The 14,917-nt window shown below is 68.1% G+C and carries 9 protein-coding genes; 3 read left to right on the top strand and 6 right to left on the bottom strand.

Annotated features, from left to right (window positions below; translation table 11 throughout):
- Positions 1-10 precede the first annotated feature (10 nt).
- The 4 genes from M8009_RS10230 to M8009_RS10215 all read right to left on the bottom strand — a co-directional run bounded on the left by M8009_RS10230 (position 11) and on the right by M8009_RS10215 (position 7,705).
- Positions 11-4,852, bottom strand: a complete 4,842-nt coding sequence (locus M8009_RS10230; RefSeq protein ID WP_250060733.1) for an NAD-glutamate dehydrogenase — start codon at positions 4,850-4,852, stop codon at positions 11-13.
- 189 nt (positions 4,853-5,041) lie between these two features.
- A complete protein-coding gene (gene trmA / locus M8009_RS10225) occupies positions 5,042-6,148 on the bottom strand; it encodes a tRNA (uridine(54)-C5)-methyltransferase TrmA (protein ID WP_250060732.1) in 1,107 nt (368 codons plus the stop codon).
- A 66-nt stretch (positions 6,149-6,214) separates the two neighbouring features.
- Positions 6,215-6,991 carry a glutamate racemase gene (gene murI / locus M8009_RS10220; RefSeq protein WP_250060731.1) on the bottom strand — a complete coding sequence of 259 codons (777 nt, stop codon included), beginning with the start codon at positions 6,989-6,991 and terminating at the stop codon, positions 6,215-6,217.
- 168 nt (positions 6,992-7,159) lie between these two features.
- A complete protein-coding gene (locus tag M8009_RS10215; protein WP_250061174.1) occupies positions 7,160-7,705 on the bottom strand; it encodes a hemerythrin domain-containing protein in 546 nt (181 codons plus the stop codon).
- Positions 7,706-7,919: 214 nt separating this feature from the next.
- Here M8009_RS10215 and M8009_RS10210 point away from each other — a divergent pair, with 214 nt between their 5' ends.
- A complete protein-coding gene (locus tag M8009_RS10210; RefSeq protein WP_250060730.1) occupies positions 7,920-9,257 on the top strand; it encodes a replication-associated recombination protein A in 1,338 nt (445 codons plus the stop codon).
- 174 nt (positions 9,258-9,431) lie between these two features.
- On the opposite strand, the gene lolA is transcribed toward M8009_RS10210, so the two are convergent.
- Together lolA and M8009_RS10200 are read right to left on the bottom strand one after the other, a co-directional pair.
- Entirely contained in the window at positions 9,432-10,061 is a 630-nt protein-coding gene (lolA, locus tag M8009_RS10205; protein ID WP_250060729.1) for an outer membrane lipoprotein periplasmic chaperone LolA, read from the bottom strand.
- A gap of 114 nt (positions 10,062-10,175) precedes the next feature.
- Entirely contained in the window at positions 10,176-13,229 is a 3,054-nt protein-coding gene (locus M8009_RS10200; protein WP_250060728.1) for a DNA translocase FtsK, read from the bottom strand.
- A 155-nt stretch (positions 13,230-13,384) separates the two neighbouring features.
- Between M8009_RS10200 and aat the strand changes: the two genes are divergently transcribed.
- Positions 13,385-14,119 (top strand): leucyl/phenylalanyl-tRNA--protein transferase, encoded by a 735-nt coding sequence (aat, locus tag M8009_RS10195; protein WP_250060727.1) that lies wholly within the window; start codon positions 13,385-13,387, stop codon positions 14,117-14,119.
- Between the two features lie 31 nt (positions 14,120-14,150).
- The gene (locus M8009_RS10190; RefSeq protein ID WP_250060726.1) at positions 14,151-14,888 is read left to right on the top strand and encodes an arginyltransferase; all 738 of its coding nucleotides are present in this window, start codon (positions 14,151-14,153) and stop codon (positions 14,886-14,888) included.
- Positions 14,889-14,917: the final 29 nt, after the last annotated feature.

The raw sequence follows: 14,917 nt of genomic DNA, 5'->3' as shown, positions 1-14,917 counted from the left end.
TGGCGGCCGATCAGGTCTCGCGATTGCTCTCGGCCAGGTCGACCAGCTCGCGCACGGCCACCGCGAAGAGCGGGAAGCCACCATGGGCGCCGCTGCTCACCTCCTCGAGCAGCCGGCACCAGCGCTTGTGCATGCCTTGGTGGAGCGAGAGCCACTGCTCGACCCGCTCGGTGGAGTCCCGGGGCCCGCCTTCCATGCCCAGCACGCTGGTGGTCAGCGCCAGCTGCTGGCGGTCGATGTCGTCGCGGAAGGTCTCGCGGGCCTGGGCCTGCCAGCTGTCGCGCACCTTGAGGTCGGTGATCTGCTGGATCATCCACGGCAGCTCCAGGCGATCGCCGATCTCGTAGAACACCTCGGCGACGCGCTGGGGCTTCTCGTTGGTCTGACGGGCAGCCTGGATGATGCCGAGCGCCGCGTAGAGGCTACCGGCAGCCGCCACGGTGGCGGCCAGGGCCTCCGGTACACCGGCCTCCATGAGCTCGTTGCGGCGGGCCTCCCAGGCCTCATGCTCCTCGCCGCGCAGGCGCTTACCGATGTTCTCCTGCAGCTGCGCCAGGCGCGGGGCGAAGAAGTCGATGGCATCCCGGGTGCTCATGCCGGTGCGATTGCGCAGGAACCAGCGGGTGGCACGCCGCAGCATGCGCATCAGGTCGAGCATCATGGCGTACTGCACCGCGCTCGGCACCTGGTTGTCCAGCGCCTCGATCTGCTCCCAGAGGCGCGGCAGCTGGAAGCTGTCACGCGCCACCACGTAGGAACGGGCGATGGTGGCGCGATCGGCGCCGGTGGAGTCGATCAGTCGGCGCACGAAGACGATGCCCATGTGATCGACCAGGTCATTGGCCACCTGGGTGGCGACGATCTCGCGCTTCAGCCGGTGATCGTACATCTCCTCCTTGTAGCGCTCGACCAGCACCCCGGGGAAGATCCGCTCGACGAACTTGACGATGGTCGGGTCGTCGGGCACGTCCGAGGCGATCAGGTCACCCTTGAGCACGCTCTTGGCGTAGGAGATCAGCACCGAGAGCTCCGGCAGCAGCATCCCCTGCTCGTTGGCGGCGCGCTCCTTGAGCACCTCGTCGTCGGGCAGGAATTCCAGCTCGCGGTCGATCTGGCCGGCAGCCTCCAGCTCGCTGATGAAGCGCCGGAAGGGCCCGATGCCCTGCCGGGAGAGCAGCTCGGCGAGATCCAGCGCCTGGGTCTGGCGGTAGTTGTCCAGCAGCACCAGGTCCGAGACTTCGCCGGTCATGTCGGCGAGCAGCTGGTTGCGCTGCTTATCGGTCATGTCGCCGCGCTTGACCACCTCGTCGATGAGGATCTTGATGTTGACCTCATGGTCGGAGCAGTTGACGCCGCCGGCATTGTCGATGAAGTCGGTGGTCACCCGGACGCCCCGGGCGGCCGCCTCCATGCGCCCGCGCTGGGTGAAGCCAAGGTTGCCGCCCTCGCCGATGACCCGGCACTGCAGCTCGCGGCCATCGATGCGCAGGCCATCGTTGGCCTTGTCCCCCACCTGGGCGTCGGTCTCCTCGCTGCTCTTGACGTAGGTACCGATGCCGCCGTTCCACAGCAGGTCGACCCGGGACTTGAGCATGGCGCGGATCAGCTCGTTGGGGGCGAGCTTGTCCTCCTTGATGCCGAACAGCGCCTTCATCTGCTTGGAGATGGGGACGGTCTTGGCCGAGCGCTTGAACACGCCGCCGCCTTCGGAGATCAGCTCGGCGTTGTAGTCCTCCCAGCTGGAGCGCGGCATCTCGAACAGGCGCTTTCGCTCGGCAAAGCCCGATGCCGCATCGGGGTTAGGATCGACGAAGATATGCAGGTGGTTGAAGGCCCCCACCAGGCGAATCCTGTCGGAGAGCAGCATGCCGTTGCCGAAGACGTCACCCGCCATGTCACCGATGCCGAGCACCGTGAACTCGTCCTGCTGGGTGTTCAGCCCCAGGCCGCGGAAGTGGCGCTTGACCGACTCCCAGGCGCCCTTGGCGGTGATGCCCATCTTCTTGTGGTCGTAGCCGTTGGCCCCGCCCGAGGCGAAGGCATCGCCCAGCCAGTGGCCGTACTCGGCGGAGATCTCGTTGGCGATGTCGGAGAAGGTCGCGGTGCCCTTGTCGGCCGCCACCACCAGGTAGGCGTCGTCGTCGTCGTGGCGCACCACGTCCCGAGGTGGCACGATCTCGCCCCCCACGCGGTTGTCGGTGACGTCGAGCAGGGCACGGATGAAGGTCTTGTAGCAGGCGATGCCCTCCTGCTGGATGGCGTCGCGGTCACCGCCCTCGGGAAGGCGCTTGCAGATAAAGCCACCCTTGGCGCCCACCGGCACGATCACCGCGTTCTTGACCTGCTGGGCCTTGACCAGGCCGAGCACCTCGGTACGGAAGTCCTCGAAGCGGTCGGACCAGCGCAGCCCGCCCCGCGCCACCTTGCCGCCACGCAGGTGAACCCCCTCGACCCGCGGCGAGCAGACGAAGATCTCGTAGGCCGGCCGCGGCTTGGGCATGCCGGTGACCCGGGAGGGCTCCATCTTGAAGGACATGTAGTCCTTGTAGCGGCCATCGAGGCCCGGCTGGTAGTAGTTGGTGCGCTGGGTCGCCTGGATCAGTTCCGTGTAGCGGCGCAGCAGCTGGTCATCGTTGAGGCTGGCGACATCGTCGAGCAGCCGGATGATGCGTGCCGTGCAGGCCTCGATCTCGCCTTCCGGCGGGCGTTCGGCCGGATCGAAGCGCAGTTCGAAGAGCGTCACCAGCTCGCGGGTGATCTCCGGGTGGTTGACCAGGGTGGTGGCCATGTAGTCCTGGGAGACCCCGAAGCGGATCTGCTTGAGGTAGCGGGCATAGCCTCGCAGCATGGCCACCTCGCGCCAATCGAGGTTGGCGCCGATGATCAGCCGGTTGAAGGAGTCGTTGTCGGCCTCCCCGTTCCAGATGCGCAGGAAGGCCTCGATGAAGGGCTCGCGCATCTCCTGCAGGTTGACCTCGGTGCTGGTGTGGTGCTCCAGATCGAAGTCGTGGATCCAGTAGCTGCCATCGCGGGCCTGCAGCTCGTAGGGCCGCTCGCCGATCACCCTGAGCCCCAGGTTCTCCATCATCGGCAACACGTCGGAGAGCGGGATGGGCTGGTCGCGATGGAACAGTTTGAGGTTGACCCCGCTGCCCTCCTCCTCGACCAGCCGGTAGAGGGAGAGCGCCAGCGGGATGCCGGCATCCAGCTCGCTGATGTGCTGCAGGTCGTAGACGGCGGTACGCGCCGAGAAGTCATCACGGTAGCTGGCAGGAAAGGCATCGCGGAAGCGGTCCATCAGCAGGTTGGCCTGCTCCTCGCCGAACCCCTCGATGGCGGCCCCCTGCAGGTCGTCGCGCCAGTTGCGGGCGAGCTGCACCAGCTTGGCTTCCAGGCGGCGCAGGTCATAGTCCACCGGCTGGTCCCCCTTGAAGCGCAGGATGAACTGGATGCGGGCCAGCACCGACTCCGAGAGGTAGGTATTGAAGTCGCCGAAGGTGGCGTCGAGCTCCTCGCAGAGCAGGTCCTGGATGCGCAGGCGCAGGTCGGTGGAGAACACATCACGTGGCACGAAGGCCAGGCAGGAGTAGAACTTGCCGGAGCGGTCCTCGCGGATGAACAGCCGCACCCGGCGTCGCTCGCGCATGTCGAGGATACCCAGGGCCGTCCGGGTCAGCTCGTCGGTATCGATCTGGAAGAGGTCGTCGCGGGGATAGACCTCGAGGATGTGCAGCAGGTGCTTGCCATTGTGGCCCTTGGGGTTGAAGCCGGCCTTGTCCATCACCGTCTTGAGCTTGCGGCGCAGGATAGGCACGTTGCGCGGCGACTCGTTGTAGACGGTGGCAGTAAAGAGGCCGAGGAAGCGACGCTCGCCGATCACCCGCCCCTGGTCATCGTAGCGGTCGATCGAGATGTAGTCGGGATAGGTCGGGCGATGGATCCGCGCATGGTGGGCGCTCTTGGCGAACGACAGCAGCTGGGGCACCAGCACGTAGTGGTCCCCCTCGACCCCCTGGTCGGTACGGATGCGCTCGCGATAGCGCGGCTGGTCGAGGCGGAACACACCCAGCACACTCTCCTCGACGCGATCCAGGCGCTGCCGCCCCTGAGCCTCGTGGACGGCATATTCGTCGTAGCCGAGGAAGGTGAAGTTGTCATGCAACAGCCATTCGACGAAGGAGATGGCCTCCTCGTGGTCCTCGGCATCGACCTGCTCCGGACGCGAGGCCTTGAGCTCGGCAAGCGCTGCACGAGCCTGCTCGCGCATCGGCTCGAAGTCGGCCACCGCGGTGCGTACGTCACACAGCACGTCCTGCAGGCTCGCCTCGATGTCCTCGAGCACGGCAGGGTCTGAGTGGCGGTCGACCTCGATGGCGATCAGTGACTCCCGGGCCTCCGGGGCGTCGGCCTGCTGGGACGTGGAGACCCGCTGGAGACGTTGCTGGCCGTCACGCTGCGTCGCCAGCACGGCATTATGAATGGCGTGGACCGTCATGCCACGCCGGTTGAGCTCGATGCGCACCGAGTCGACCAGGAAGGGCATGTCCTCATGGAGCACGGCGATGAAGGTGTGGGTGGACTGCCAGCCATGCTGCTCGAAGTCGGGGTTGAAGACCCGCACCTTGGGCTCGCCGGGGTCGAACTGCTGCAGGAAGTGCCACACGGCCAGGGTAGCGCCATAGATATCGTCGAGGCGACGGTCGGCCAGATCGTCGAGCGGTACCGTGGCATAGAAGTAGCGGGCGAAATCACTGACCTGGGCGGCCTTGTCTTCGTCCAGACGGCTTTTCAGCCGCTCTTCGAGTTGCTTGAGCAGATCCTGACGGGTCTCCTCATATGCGACATGTTGCATCCATCACCTCGGCTGCCTGCGGCCACCGGTAGCGGCCGTGAGAACTTGACGTGGCGGCCTCCTGGCCGCATCGCCTCCCAGCTTACGTCACTTCCCGAGCCCGCCCCAGCCACATGTCCCTTCACTCATGGAACATGTCGGTTGCGCATCGCCACTTGACATCGGGCCGGGCACGTCGCTCCGCGCCCTTCAGCCACGCCGCTCCAGCAAGACCCCGCATTCACAGTGGTGCGTCCAGGGGAACTGGTCGAAGAGCGCGAAACGCCGGATCTCGTGGGTGCGGGTCAGCACCTCGAGGTTGTCGGCCAGAGTCTCGGGGTTGCATGAAATATAGACGATACGCGCATATTCGCTGAGCTGGCGGCAGCTTTCCTCATCGAGCCCCGCCCGTGGCGGGTCGACCAGCACCGTGGAGAAGGCATAGTCGTCGAGGGCCATCTCGGCCACCCGGCGCCCGCCCTTCTCGCCCTTCAGGGCCTGGGAGAACTCCTCGGCGGACATGCGGCCGACCTCGGCGTTGCCGATGCCGTTGGCCTCCAGGTTGACCCGGGCACTGGCCACCGAGGTCCGCGAGATCTCGGTGGCCAGTACCCGCCGGAAGTTACCGGCCAGCGCCACCGTGAAGTTGCCGTTGCCGCAGTAGAGCTCCACCAGGTCAGCGTCCTGGCTGCCCCGGGTGACATCCCGGGCCCAAGCCAGCATCGCGCGGCAGATCTCGGCATTGGGCTGGGTGAAGCTGTTCTCGACCTGCTGGTAGACCAGCGCGTCGCCGTCCACCAAGAGGCGCTCCCAGACATGGTCACGTGCCAGCACCAGCCGCTGCTTGCGGGCACGGCCGATGACCATGATGCCCAGCGCCTGCTGGAGGGTTCGGGCCTCGGCCTCCCAGGCCTCGTCGAGCCGGCGATGGTAGATCAGGGTGACCAGTGCCTCGCCGGAGAGGGTGGTGAGGAACTCGACCTGGAACAGCCGGCGGCGCAGCAGGTCGTTGTCGCGGATGGCATCGAGCAGGCGCGGCATGAGGTCATTGATCTGCCGGCTGGCCACCGCATAGCCGTCCAGGCGAATCACCGTCTTGCGTTTCGGATCCTCGGGGTCCACCTCGAACATCGCATAGAAGAGGTCATCCCCCTCGTGCCAGAGGCGGAATTCGCAGCGCTGGCGATAGTGACTCGGCGGCGAGGGAAACACCTCGAGTGCCGGCGGCGAGAAGCGCGCGAAGTCACGGGTGATGCGCAGGCGCTTGGCCGCGAGCTGCTGGTCATAGCGGGCGGGGTCGACGACGGGAATGGCCACGGCGGCTCCTGGAAGGAAGATGGCAAGATGATGGAGAGAAGGGCGATGCCGGCACTCGAGGTTGGCTCAGGCCGGATGCAGCAGCCTCGGGGAGGCGAAGCCGAAGCTGGCCAGCCCCCTGCCCAGGCATTCGTCGGGCGCGGTGACGAAGCTCGGCTCGCCGCCCTGACGAGGGGTAACCGTCGTCACCACCTGCGCAACCCGCCGGGCGATGGCCTCACCGGAGTCGATCCAGGTCACCGGCCGTGGCGCCGCATCAACCAGCCACGGGCCCAGCAGCGGGAAGTGGGTGCAGCCGAGCACCACGGTATCCAGTTCGGGATCGTCCCACAGCGGGGAGAGGGACCGGCGCAGGGTCGACCGGTCTGGGCGCTCCCCGGCCACCAGGCGCTCCGCCTCGGTGACCAGGGCATCCGCGGCGACCCGGGTCACCCGGCAGTCGGCGGCGAAGTCCTGGATCAGTTGCAGGGTGTAGGGCCGCGACACGGTGGCACTGGTCGCCAGCAGCCCGATATGGCGCGTCCGGCTGACCTGGGCCGCCGGCTTGATGGCCGGCACGGTGCCGATCACGGGGATCGCCAGACACGCGCGCAGGGCCTCCAGCGCCAGGGTGCTGGCGGTATTGCAGGCCACCACCAGGGCGCTGCAACCGCTGGCCGCCACGGCGGCCTCGCAGACGGCCTGGATGCGCTGCACCAGCCAGGCATCCTCGCGCTGGCCATAGGGCAGCATGGCGTTGTCGCAGGCATAGGCGAGGCCGGCCTCGGGCAGGCACCGGCGCAGCGCCCGGACCACCGACAGGCCACCAACGCCCGAATCGAAGACCAGGATCGGCCCCGCCATCACGCCCTCCCCCGACGCCGCAGGACCGGATGGTGCGAGCAGGACGATGGCTTGGCGTGGAGGGAAGGGTTGGACATGACAAGGGGCTGGCTGCTGAGAATGCCAGCCATTCTACCCCAGACTCGGGGCCGAGCCGAAACGCCGGCCCGATCCCGGGGCGTGAAGGAATCAGGTCATCGGCTCTGGGGCATCCCGCAGCTCGGCATAGAGCTCGGGATAGGCCTCCTGCAGGCGCTCGAGCTGCGCCTGGGCACCCTCGGGCAGGGCCGCCGCGAGGGCCTCGAGGTCCTGGTCGTTGAAGTTTTCCTGGATCAGCGGGAACAGCAGCTCGCGCTCGTCACGCAGGTAGGCGCGGTGACTCTCCAGGTAGGCCTTGAGGTCCTCGGCGAAGCGGTCCATGGGCACCACGGCATCCATCAGGATCATGTCGAGGTCGTTGGACAGACGCTTGAGCCGGGACTTCAGCGCCCGATAGTCACTGGACAGGCGCTCGGTGACCTCGACGCTCGAGGGGTCGAGTTCCTTGAGGCGCTCGGTACAGACCTTCTCGAGAGGCTGGGTAAAGCCTTCCTGATAGTCGAGAATGTAGTCGACAACCTCCCGGACCAGCTGGAAGTTGGGACGCTCGCCGCACGCCAGGGATTTCTGCTTGAGCTGCAGGACGTGCAACATGCGCGCCATGTTGGCATGATCCTGACGCAACTGCTTCAGCATGGGCATGACGAGAGTCTCCTCTGTAGCGATGTGGGACAGAAGGCTGTCTTCCTTGGATTCACCGCGGCAGGTCGGGTTCAGCAAGCCGTGACACTCCGGGTCAAGACCGACCTGTCTCAAGCTAGCCCCTCGGGGGATATTCCGCCTGTCGCCCAAGGTCGTATTGCCTGCGACGACACATCCACTCTAGCAGTCGCGAGCCAAGGAGTCAGAAATGGATCTCTTCCAGGGCAACACCCCCGATGATGCCGCGCCGCTTGCCTTTCGCATGCGCCCGCGACGGCTCGCGGACTACGTGGGGCAGCAGGCGCTGGTCGGCCCTGGCAAGCCGCTGGCGCGCATGGCCGAGAGCGGCGTGGTGCGCTCGATGATCCTCTGGGGCCCCCCGGGGACCGGCAAGACCACCCTGGCCGAGATCCTCGCCGAGGTCTCCGGCGCCCACCTGGAACACCTCTCGGCGGTGATGGCGGGCGTCAAGGAGATACGTGCCGCCGTCGATCGCGCCCGGGACATGCAGGCCCGCCAGCGCCCGACCCTGCTCTTCCTCGACGAGATCCACCGCCTCAACAAGAGCCAGCAGGACGCCCTGCTGCCGCACGTGGAGTCGGGTCTGCTGACGCTGATCGGCGCCACTACCGAGAACCCCTCCTTCGAGGTCAACTCGGCGCTGCTCTCCCGGGCAAGGGTGCACGTGCTGAAATCGCTCAACGAGGAGGAACTGGTGGAGGTGATGCAGCGAGCACTGGCCGACGAGGCACGCGGCCTGGGTGCTCGGCAGATCCGCGTGGACGACGGGGTGCTGGCTCTGCTGGCGCGGGCCGCCGCCGGCGATGCTCGCCGCGCCCTGGGCCTGCTGGAGACCGCCTGTGACTTCACCGTGGACGAGGGGGACGGCGAGCGCCTGCCCCACCAGGCACTGGAAGACGTCATCGGCCACCAGGCCAGCGCCTTCGACAAGCAGGGCGACCACTTCTACGACCTGCTCTCGGCGATCCACAAGTCGGTACGCTCCTCGCGCCCCGATGCGGCCCTCCTCTATATCGCCCGCTTCCTGCAGGGCGGCGGCGACCCGCTGGACGTGATCCGCCGCCTCGCGGCCATCGCCTCGGAAGACGTGGGCAACGCCGACCCCCGCGCCCTGCCCCTGGTGATGGCCGCCTGGGACGCCTACCTGCGCCTGGGGGATTACGAGGGCCAGCGCGCCATTGCCCACGCCGCCATTCACCTGGCGGTGGCCCCCAAGAGCAACGCCATCGACCGGGCCTGGAAGCAGGCCAAGGCCTTCGTGGCTGAGCAGCCACGGCTCGAGGTGCCCACCTATCTGCGCAACGCCCCGACCAGGCTGATGGAGTCCCTGGGCCACGGTGAGGGCTACCGCTACGCGCACAACGAGCCCCACGGCTATCCTGCCGGCAGTGACCACGACTGCTGGCCCGAGGAGGTCCCGTACCAGCACTTCTACCAACCCACGGCCTACGGCCAGGAGAAGCGTTACGGCCAGCTGATGGCCTGGCGCGAGCAGCTCGACGCCGAAGCGGATGGCGGCGCGTAGCGCCAAGCCGCCAAGCCGCCAAGCAGCCAAGCAGCCAAGCAGCCAAGCAGGATAACCTAACCCAAAAAGAACCCCCGCCAGACCTGTAATCCGACGGGGGCACTCATTCATTGCCTCAACGCCTGCCACCCACTAACGAACAACTTGGCGGCTCGGCGCTTTCAGCTCGGCGCTTTACTGCGTGTCGCGGATCACGTCGGTGCCGTCGGGGATCTCGAAGGTAAAGCGGCTGTCGTCCAGCGGCTCGTTCATGCGCACGTTGTCGAACTCGATGGCGGTGCGCTGCCCGGTGCTGTCGGTCATCTGCAGCAGGTCCAGCGCCTCCCCGCGAAAGGTCATCTGCAGCTCCTCGAACAGGGTATCGGGATCCTTGGGCACCAGGGTGAAGGTCTCGCTGCTGCCCTGCTGGCGACGGGTGACGTCGTAACTGCCGGTCAGCTCGTCGGCGCTACCGGAGAGCAGCAGGGCCGGGGTATGGGTCACCCGCTGGTCCAGCGCCTGCACCGTGGCCTGCTCCAGGTCCGGATCGTAGAGGGTGACCTCCTCGCCCGCGGAGACCACCAGCTGCTCGTAGGGGGCATCCACCTCCCAGCGGAACTTGCCGGGACGCGACAGCCACATGCGGCCGCGGGCTTCCTGCAGGCGCTGGCCGCTGCCATCGAGGATCTGCTGCTCGAAGTCCGCCACGTAGGTCTCGAGCGGCTCGAGAATGTCCGCCAGTCGCTCGGCGCCCTCGCTGGCCAGGGCCGACATCGGCACGGCGAGGGTCATGGTCAGCGCGGCGAGGGTCTTCTTCACTGTCATCGTCTCTGTCTCCCTGGACGGGTCCATCATGGCATCCTGTCACTCGGACCGGGGACGCCCCGGCGGGTTGCATCCCCGCCGGGGCTTCCATGATTGCTGCAAGGTTGCGGTGGGTCAGTCGCCCACCGGCGGCGGGGCCAGTACCTCGCGCGCGCCATTGGTGCCCATGGTGGAGACCACCCCGGCCATCTCCATGGACTCGACCAGGCGCGCGGCCCGGTTGTAGCCGATCTTGAAGCGGCGCTGCACCGCCGAGATGGAGGCCCGACGACTCTCGGTGACGAAGGCCACCGCCTCGTCATAGAGGGCATCCTGCTCGGCATCGTCGTCACCGCCGCCCTCGGCCTCCAGGCCGGTGAGGGCCTCGGCGGAGACGCCGCCGGAGAGGATCTCGTCGATGTACTCCGGCTCGCCGCGCCGCTTCCAGTCCTCGACCACGCGATGCACCTCGTCGTCATCGACGAAGGCACCATGGACGCGGGTCGGCATCCCGGACCCGGCCGGCAGGTAGAGCATGTCGCCGTGTCCGAGCAGGTTCTCGGCGCCCCCCTGGTCGAGGATGGTGCGCGAGTCGACCCGCGAGGAGACCTGGAAGGCCATGCGGGTGGGAATGTTGGCCTTGATCAGGCCGGTGACCACGTCCACCGAGGGACGCTGGGTGGCGAGTATCAGGTGGATGCCGGCGGCGCGGGCCTTCTGGGCCAGCCGTGCGATCAGCTCCTCGACCTTCTTGCCGACGATCATGAACATGTCGGCGAACTCGTCGATCACCACCACGATATAGGGCAGCTTCTCGAGCACCGGCGGGGCCTGGTGCATCTCCCAGGGCTGGGGCTCCCAGAGGGGATCGGCCACCTGGGCGCCGGCCCGCTCGGCCTCGTCGAGCTTGCCGTTGAAGCCGGCGATGTTACGCACCCCCATGGAGGCCATCAGCTTGTAGCGACGCTCCATCTCGGCCACGCACCAGCGCAGCGCGTTGGCCGCCTCCTTCATGTCGGTGACCACCGGCGTCAGCAGGTGCGGAATGCCGTCGTAGACCGACAGCTCCAGCATCTTGGGATCGACCATGATCATGCGCAGCTCATCGGGGGTCGCCTTGAGCAGCATGGAGATCAGCATGGCATTGACCCCCACCGACTTGCCCGAACCGGTGGTGCCGGCCACCAGCAGGTGGGGCATCTTGCCGAGGTTGGCCACCACCGGGCCGCCACCGATGTCCTGGCCCAGCGCCAGGGTCAGCGCCGAAGCCTCGTGCTGGTAGCGGTCGGAATCGATCACCTCGCGCAGGCGGATCATGGCGCGATGCGGATTGGGGATCTCGATGCCCACGGTGGGCCGGCCGGGGATCACCTCGACCACCCGCACGCTCTTGACCATCAGCGAGCGCGCCAGGTCCTTGGCCAGGTTGCTGATCTTGGAAACCTTCACGCCGGCCGCCGGCTTGATCTCGAAGCGGGTGATCACCGGGCCAGGCCAGGTATCGACCACCTCGGCCTTGACCCCGTACTCGCGCAGCCGAACCTCGAGCAGTTCCGCCATCTCGCCCAGCTGCTCGCTGGAGTAGTTGCGCTGCTGGGGCTGCGGCGGCGTCAGCAGCCGCAGGCTGGGCAGTTCGCCATCGGGCTCCGGCAGTTCGTCGAGCACCGGCCGCTGGTTCTGCAGGTGCTCCACCGTCCACAGTGCCGGTCCCTCGGGCTCGTCGGCGGCCTCGCGTCCCTGCTCGGCGGTCGCCAGCTGCGGCGTCGGCTCCGGTGGGGCGACCCCCGGATCACGCCGGCGCCCCTCGCGGGCCGGCGAGTGTGGCGAGGCACCCGAGGAGGCCCGGGCGGGGGGCGGCGCATCGGCTGCCTCGCCGTCCTCGGCGCTGCCGGAGGACGCAGCCACGCGTGCATCGAGATGTCCCTCGTCACGCTGGGCCCGCAGGGCGGGGCCGTGCCAGGCCGGCATCACCTCGTCGTCATCGGGCAGCACCGGCTCGGGCACCGCCTCAGGGACCCGGCGAGCGCTCTCCTTGTCGCGGCTTTCCGGCCTGGTGCGCGGTGTCTCGCCGGATGCGGAGGGAGCGGCGTCGCCGGCATCCGGGGTCGGCTCGCGTGGGGCCGGGGGCATCGCGGTATCAGCGGGCTTGGCCTCGGCGCGGGGCGAGGAGGCGGGCGTGCCCTGCCCCCCCGGCGGGGTGATCGTCACTCGCGGTTCCACGGCTTCGCGCGAGGCCCGGGCGGAATAGGCCGCCTCGGGCTGCTTGGCCGAGGGCGTGCGCTCGGGCACCTCCCAGGGGATGTCGGTCTCGCCGTCGTTGCCGAAACCGGGCTCGCGGTGCGAGACCCCGTCGGCGGCCAGCACGGGTTCGGCCTCGCGACGACGGCCACCCCCCAGACGCTGCCACCAGCGCGGCCGGTGATCGGTCTCGCGAGAGGCCTCGTCGGCCCCTCGCTCATCGGAGCGGGCGACCGGGGGCTCGCTCTCATCCCGGACCTCGTCACGCCGCTCGGCGCGTCGTTCGCGCACCAGGCCGAAACGGTCGGCCACCCAGCGCCACAGCATCAGGCTGCGGTGGCCAAGCTCATCCATCACCGTCAGCCAGGAGAGCCCGCTGAACAGGGGAAAGCCACAGAGCATGGCGGCCACGGCCAGCAGGCCGGTCCCGCCCGTCCCTACCAGGGGGATCAGGGCACCGACCAGCCCCTCACCGAGGATGCCCCCCGTGGAGTAGGGCAAGGGGCCATCGGGACGGTAGAAGTGCAGCGCCCCCAGGGTAGTGGAGCCCAGCAGCAGCAGCACCAGGCCTCCACAGCGCACCGCCAGGGCGGTGGCATCCCACTCGAAGCGCACCTGCCGCGAACGGATCAGCCACCAGGCGGCGAACCCCAGCATGCCGGGCCACCACAGGGCACTGACCCCGAACAGCGAGTAGAGCACGTCGGCGAGCCAGGCCCCGATCGGCCCCATCCAGTTGGCGACCTCGGTCTCCGGGCCGCTGCGCGACCAGCCGGGATCCCGGGCGCTGAAGCTGTAGAGCGCCAGCAGCAGGAACACACAGGCGGCCAGCAGCAGGATCACCACGCCCTCGCGCGCCGACCCCTGCAGCCGCAGGCCGAAGCGCTTCGCCGTCTCCCTGGCGTTCGCCGCCGTCACGCGACGTGACGAGGTCCTCTTCTTGACACTCAAGCGGCCATCCCCCTTGCGCCAACATGGCGTCTTCCGGATTTCGTTGCGTTCAATCATACCGAGCAAGTGCTCACCATCACAGGGGCCTGCATGCCTTGAGCCCTACCCCGCCGCACGGCAGACTGGAGGGGTCGTCAATGAGGAAGACGCTGCCCATGCTCCCCTGGCTCCCCGAGCGCCCCGTGGGCTTCCCGCCCATTGCCTCGGCCCTGCGCGACCCCGACGGCCTGCTGGCCGCCGGCGGGGCCCTGACCCCGGAATGGCTGCTGGCCGCCTATCGCCGCGGGATTTTCCCGTGGTTCAGCGATGACCAGCCGGTCCTGTGGTGGAGCCCCGACCCGCGCATGGTGCTGATCCCGGACGAGATCCGGATACGGCGCAGCCTCGCCAAGCGGCTGCGCAATGGCGGCTTCCGAGTCTCAGTCGACACCGCCTTCGAACGGGTGGTGGCGGCATGCGCCGCCCCCCGAGTCGGCCAGCCCGGCACCTGGATCACCGTCGAGATGCAGGCAGCCTATGAACGTCTGCATCGGCTCGGTGCGGCGCATTCGGTGGAGGTCTGGCGCGGCGGCGAGCTGGCGGGCGGCCTCTACGGGGTGGCCATGGGCCCGGTGTTCTTCGGCGAGTCGATGTTCTCCCGCGTGCCGGATGCCTCGAAGGTGGCCCTGGTGCACCTGGCGCGCGCCATGAACGTCGGCGGCGGCCGGCTGATCGACTGCCAGATGCATACCGGCCACCTGGCCAGCCTGGGGGCCAGGGACATCGCCCGTAGCGAGTTCATCGGCTATCTTGAACAGTGGCTGGGCGAAGCCGGCAGTGACCGTCGAGAGACGGTCGACGGCGTACTGGCACCGACCTGGTCCTTCGATGCGATCGACACCTTTGCATGACCGGGCCACCGATTCAGAGGAGATGGCAGCCTTGAGCAGCAACGCCCCCCGGCAGCCGGTCAGGGACCTGCGCTTCTTCCTGACCGTGCCCCATGCCTGCAGCTACCTGGAAGGCCGCGAGGCGACCACCCTGTTCCTCGACCCCCAGGAGGCGCCGGGCCAGGGGGTCTACGATGCACTGGCCCTGCTCGGTTTCCGCCGCAGCGGCCGTCACCTCTATCGTCCCCACTGCGATGCCTGCAATGCCTGCATCTCGGTACGCATCCCGGTGGCCGAGTTCGCGCCGAGCCGCACCCAGCGCAAGCTGGCCAATCGCAACGCCGACCTGACGCTGCACGTGCGCCCCGCCCTCTTCGATGCCGAGCACTATGCGCTCTATGCCCACTATGTCCGGACCCGCCACGCCGACGGCGACATGTACCCGCCGAGCCACGAGCAGTATCGCACCTTCCTGACCCTCGACCAGGCCTACGCCCGGCTGCTGGAGTTCCGGCTCGACGGCCGGCTGGTGGCCGTCTCGGCCTTCGACCAGCTCGAGCACGGCCTCTCGGCCATCTACACCTTCTTCGATCCGGCCCCGGCGCTGGAGCGCCGCTCCCTGGGCACCTTCGCCGTGCTCGCGCTGATCCAGCGCGCCCGGGACCAGGGGCTGCCCCATGTCTATCTGGGCTACTGGATCCGCGAGTGCCGCAAGATGAACTACAAGCAGTCCTTCCGGCCGCTGGAGATGCTCGACGGCCGCCACTGGCGCCGAATGATCGCCCTGTAGGGGCGCCGGGGAGCGGGTTCCTTTGCCTT

This window comes from Halomonas gemina (assembly GCF_023554995.1).
In the GTDB taxonomy this organism is placed as follows: domain Bacteria; phylum Pseudomonadota; class Gammaproteobacteria; order Pseudomonadales; family Halomonadaceae; genus Halomonas; species Halomonas gemina.
Note: the sequence above shows the minus strand (reverse complement) of the source record. Positions and strands in the feature narration are given on the sequence as shown.

What these genes read in the sequence shown, in the direction of transcription:
- M8009_RS10230 (WP_250060733.1), bottom strand. Translation starts at nt 4,852, where the DNA reads ATGCAACATGTCGCATATGAGGAGACCCGTCAGGATCTGCTCAAGCAA.
- M8009_RS10215 (WP_250061174.1), bottom strand. Translation starts at nt 7,705, where the DNA reads ATGCTGAAGCAGTTGCGTCAGGATCATGCCAACATGGCGCGCATGTTG.
- lolA (WP_250060729.1), bottom strand. Translation starts at nt 10,061, where the DNA reads ATGACAGTGAAGAAGACCCTCGCCGCGCTGACCATGACCCTCGCCGTG.
- murI (WP_250060731.1), bottom strand. Translation starts at nt 6,991, where the DNA reads ATGGCGGGGCCGATCCTGGTCTTCGATTCGGGCGTTGGTGGCCTGTCG.
- M8009_RS10210 (WP_250060730.1), top strand. Translation starts at nt 7,920, where the DNA reads ATGGATCTCTTCCAGGGCAACACCCCCGATGATGCCGCGCCGCTTGCC.
- aat (WP_250060727.1), top strand. Translation starts at nt 13,385, where the DNA reads ATGCTCCCCTGGCTCCCCGAGCGCCCCGTGGGCTTCCCGCCCATTGCC.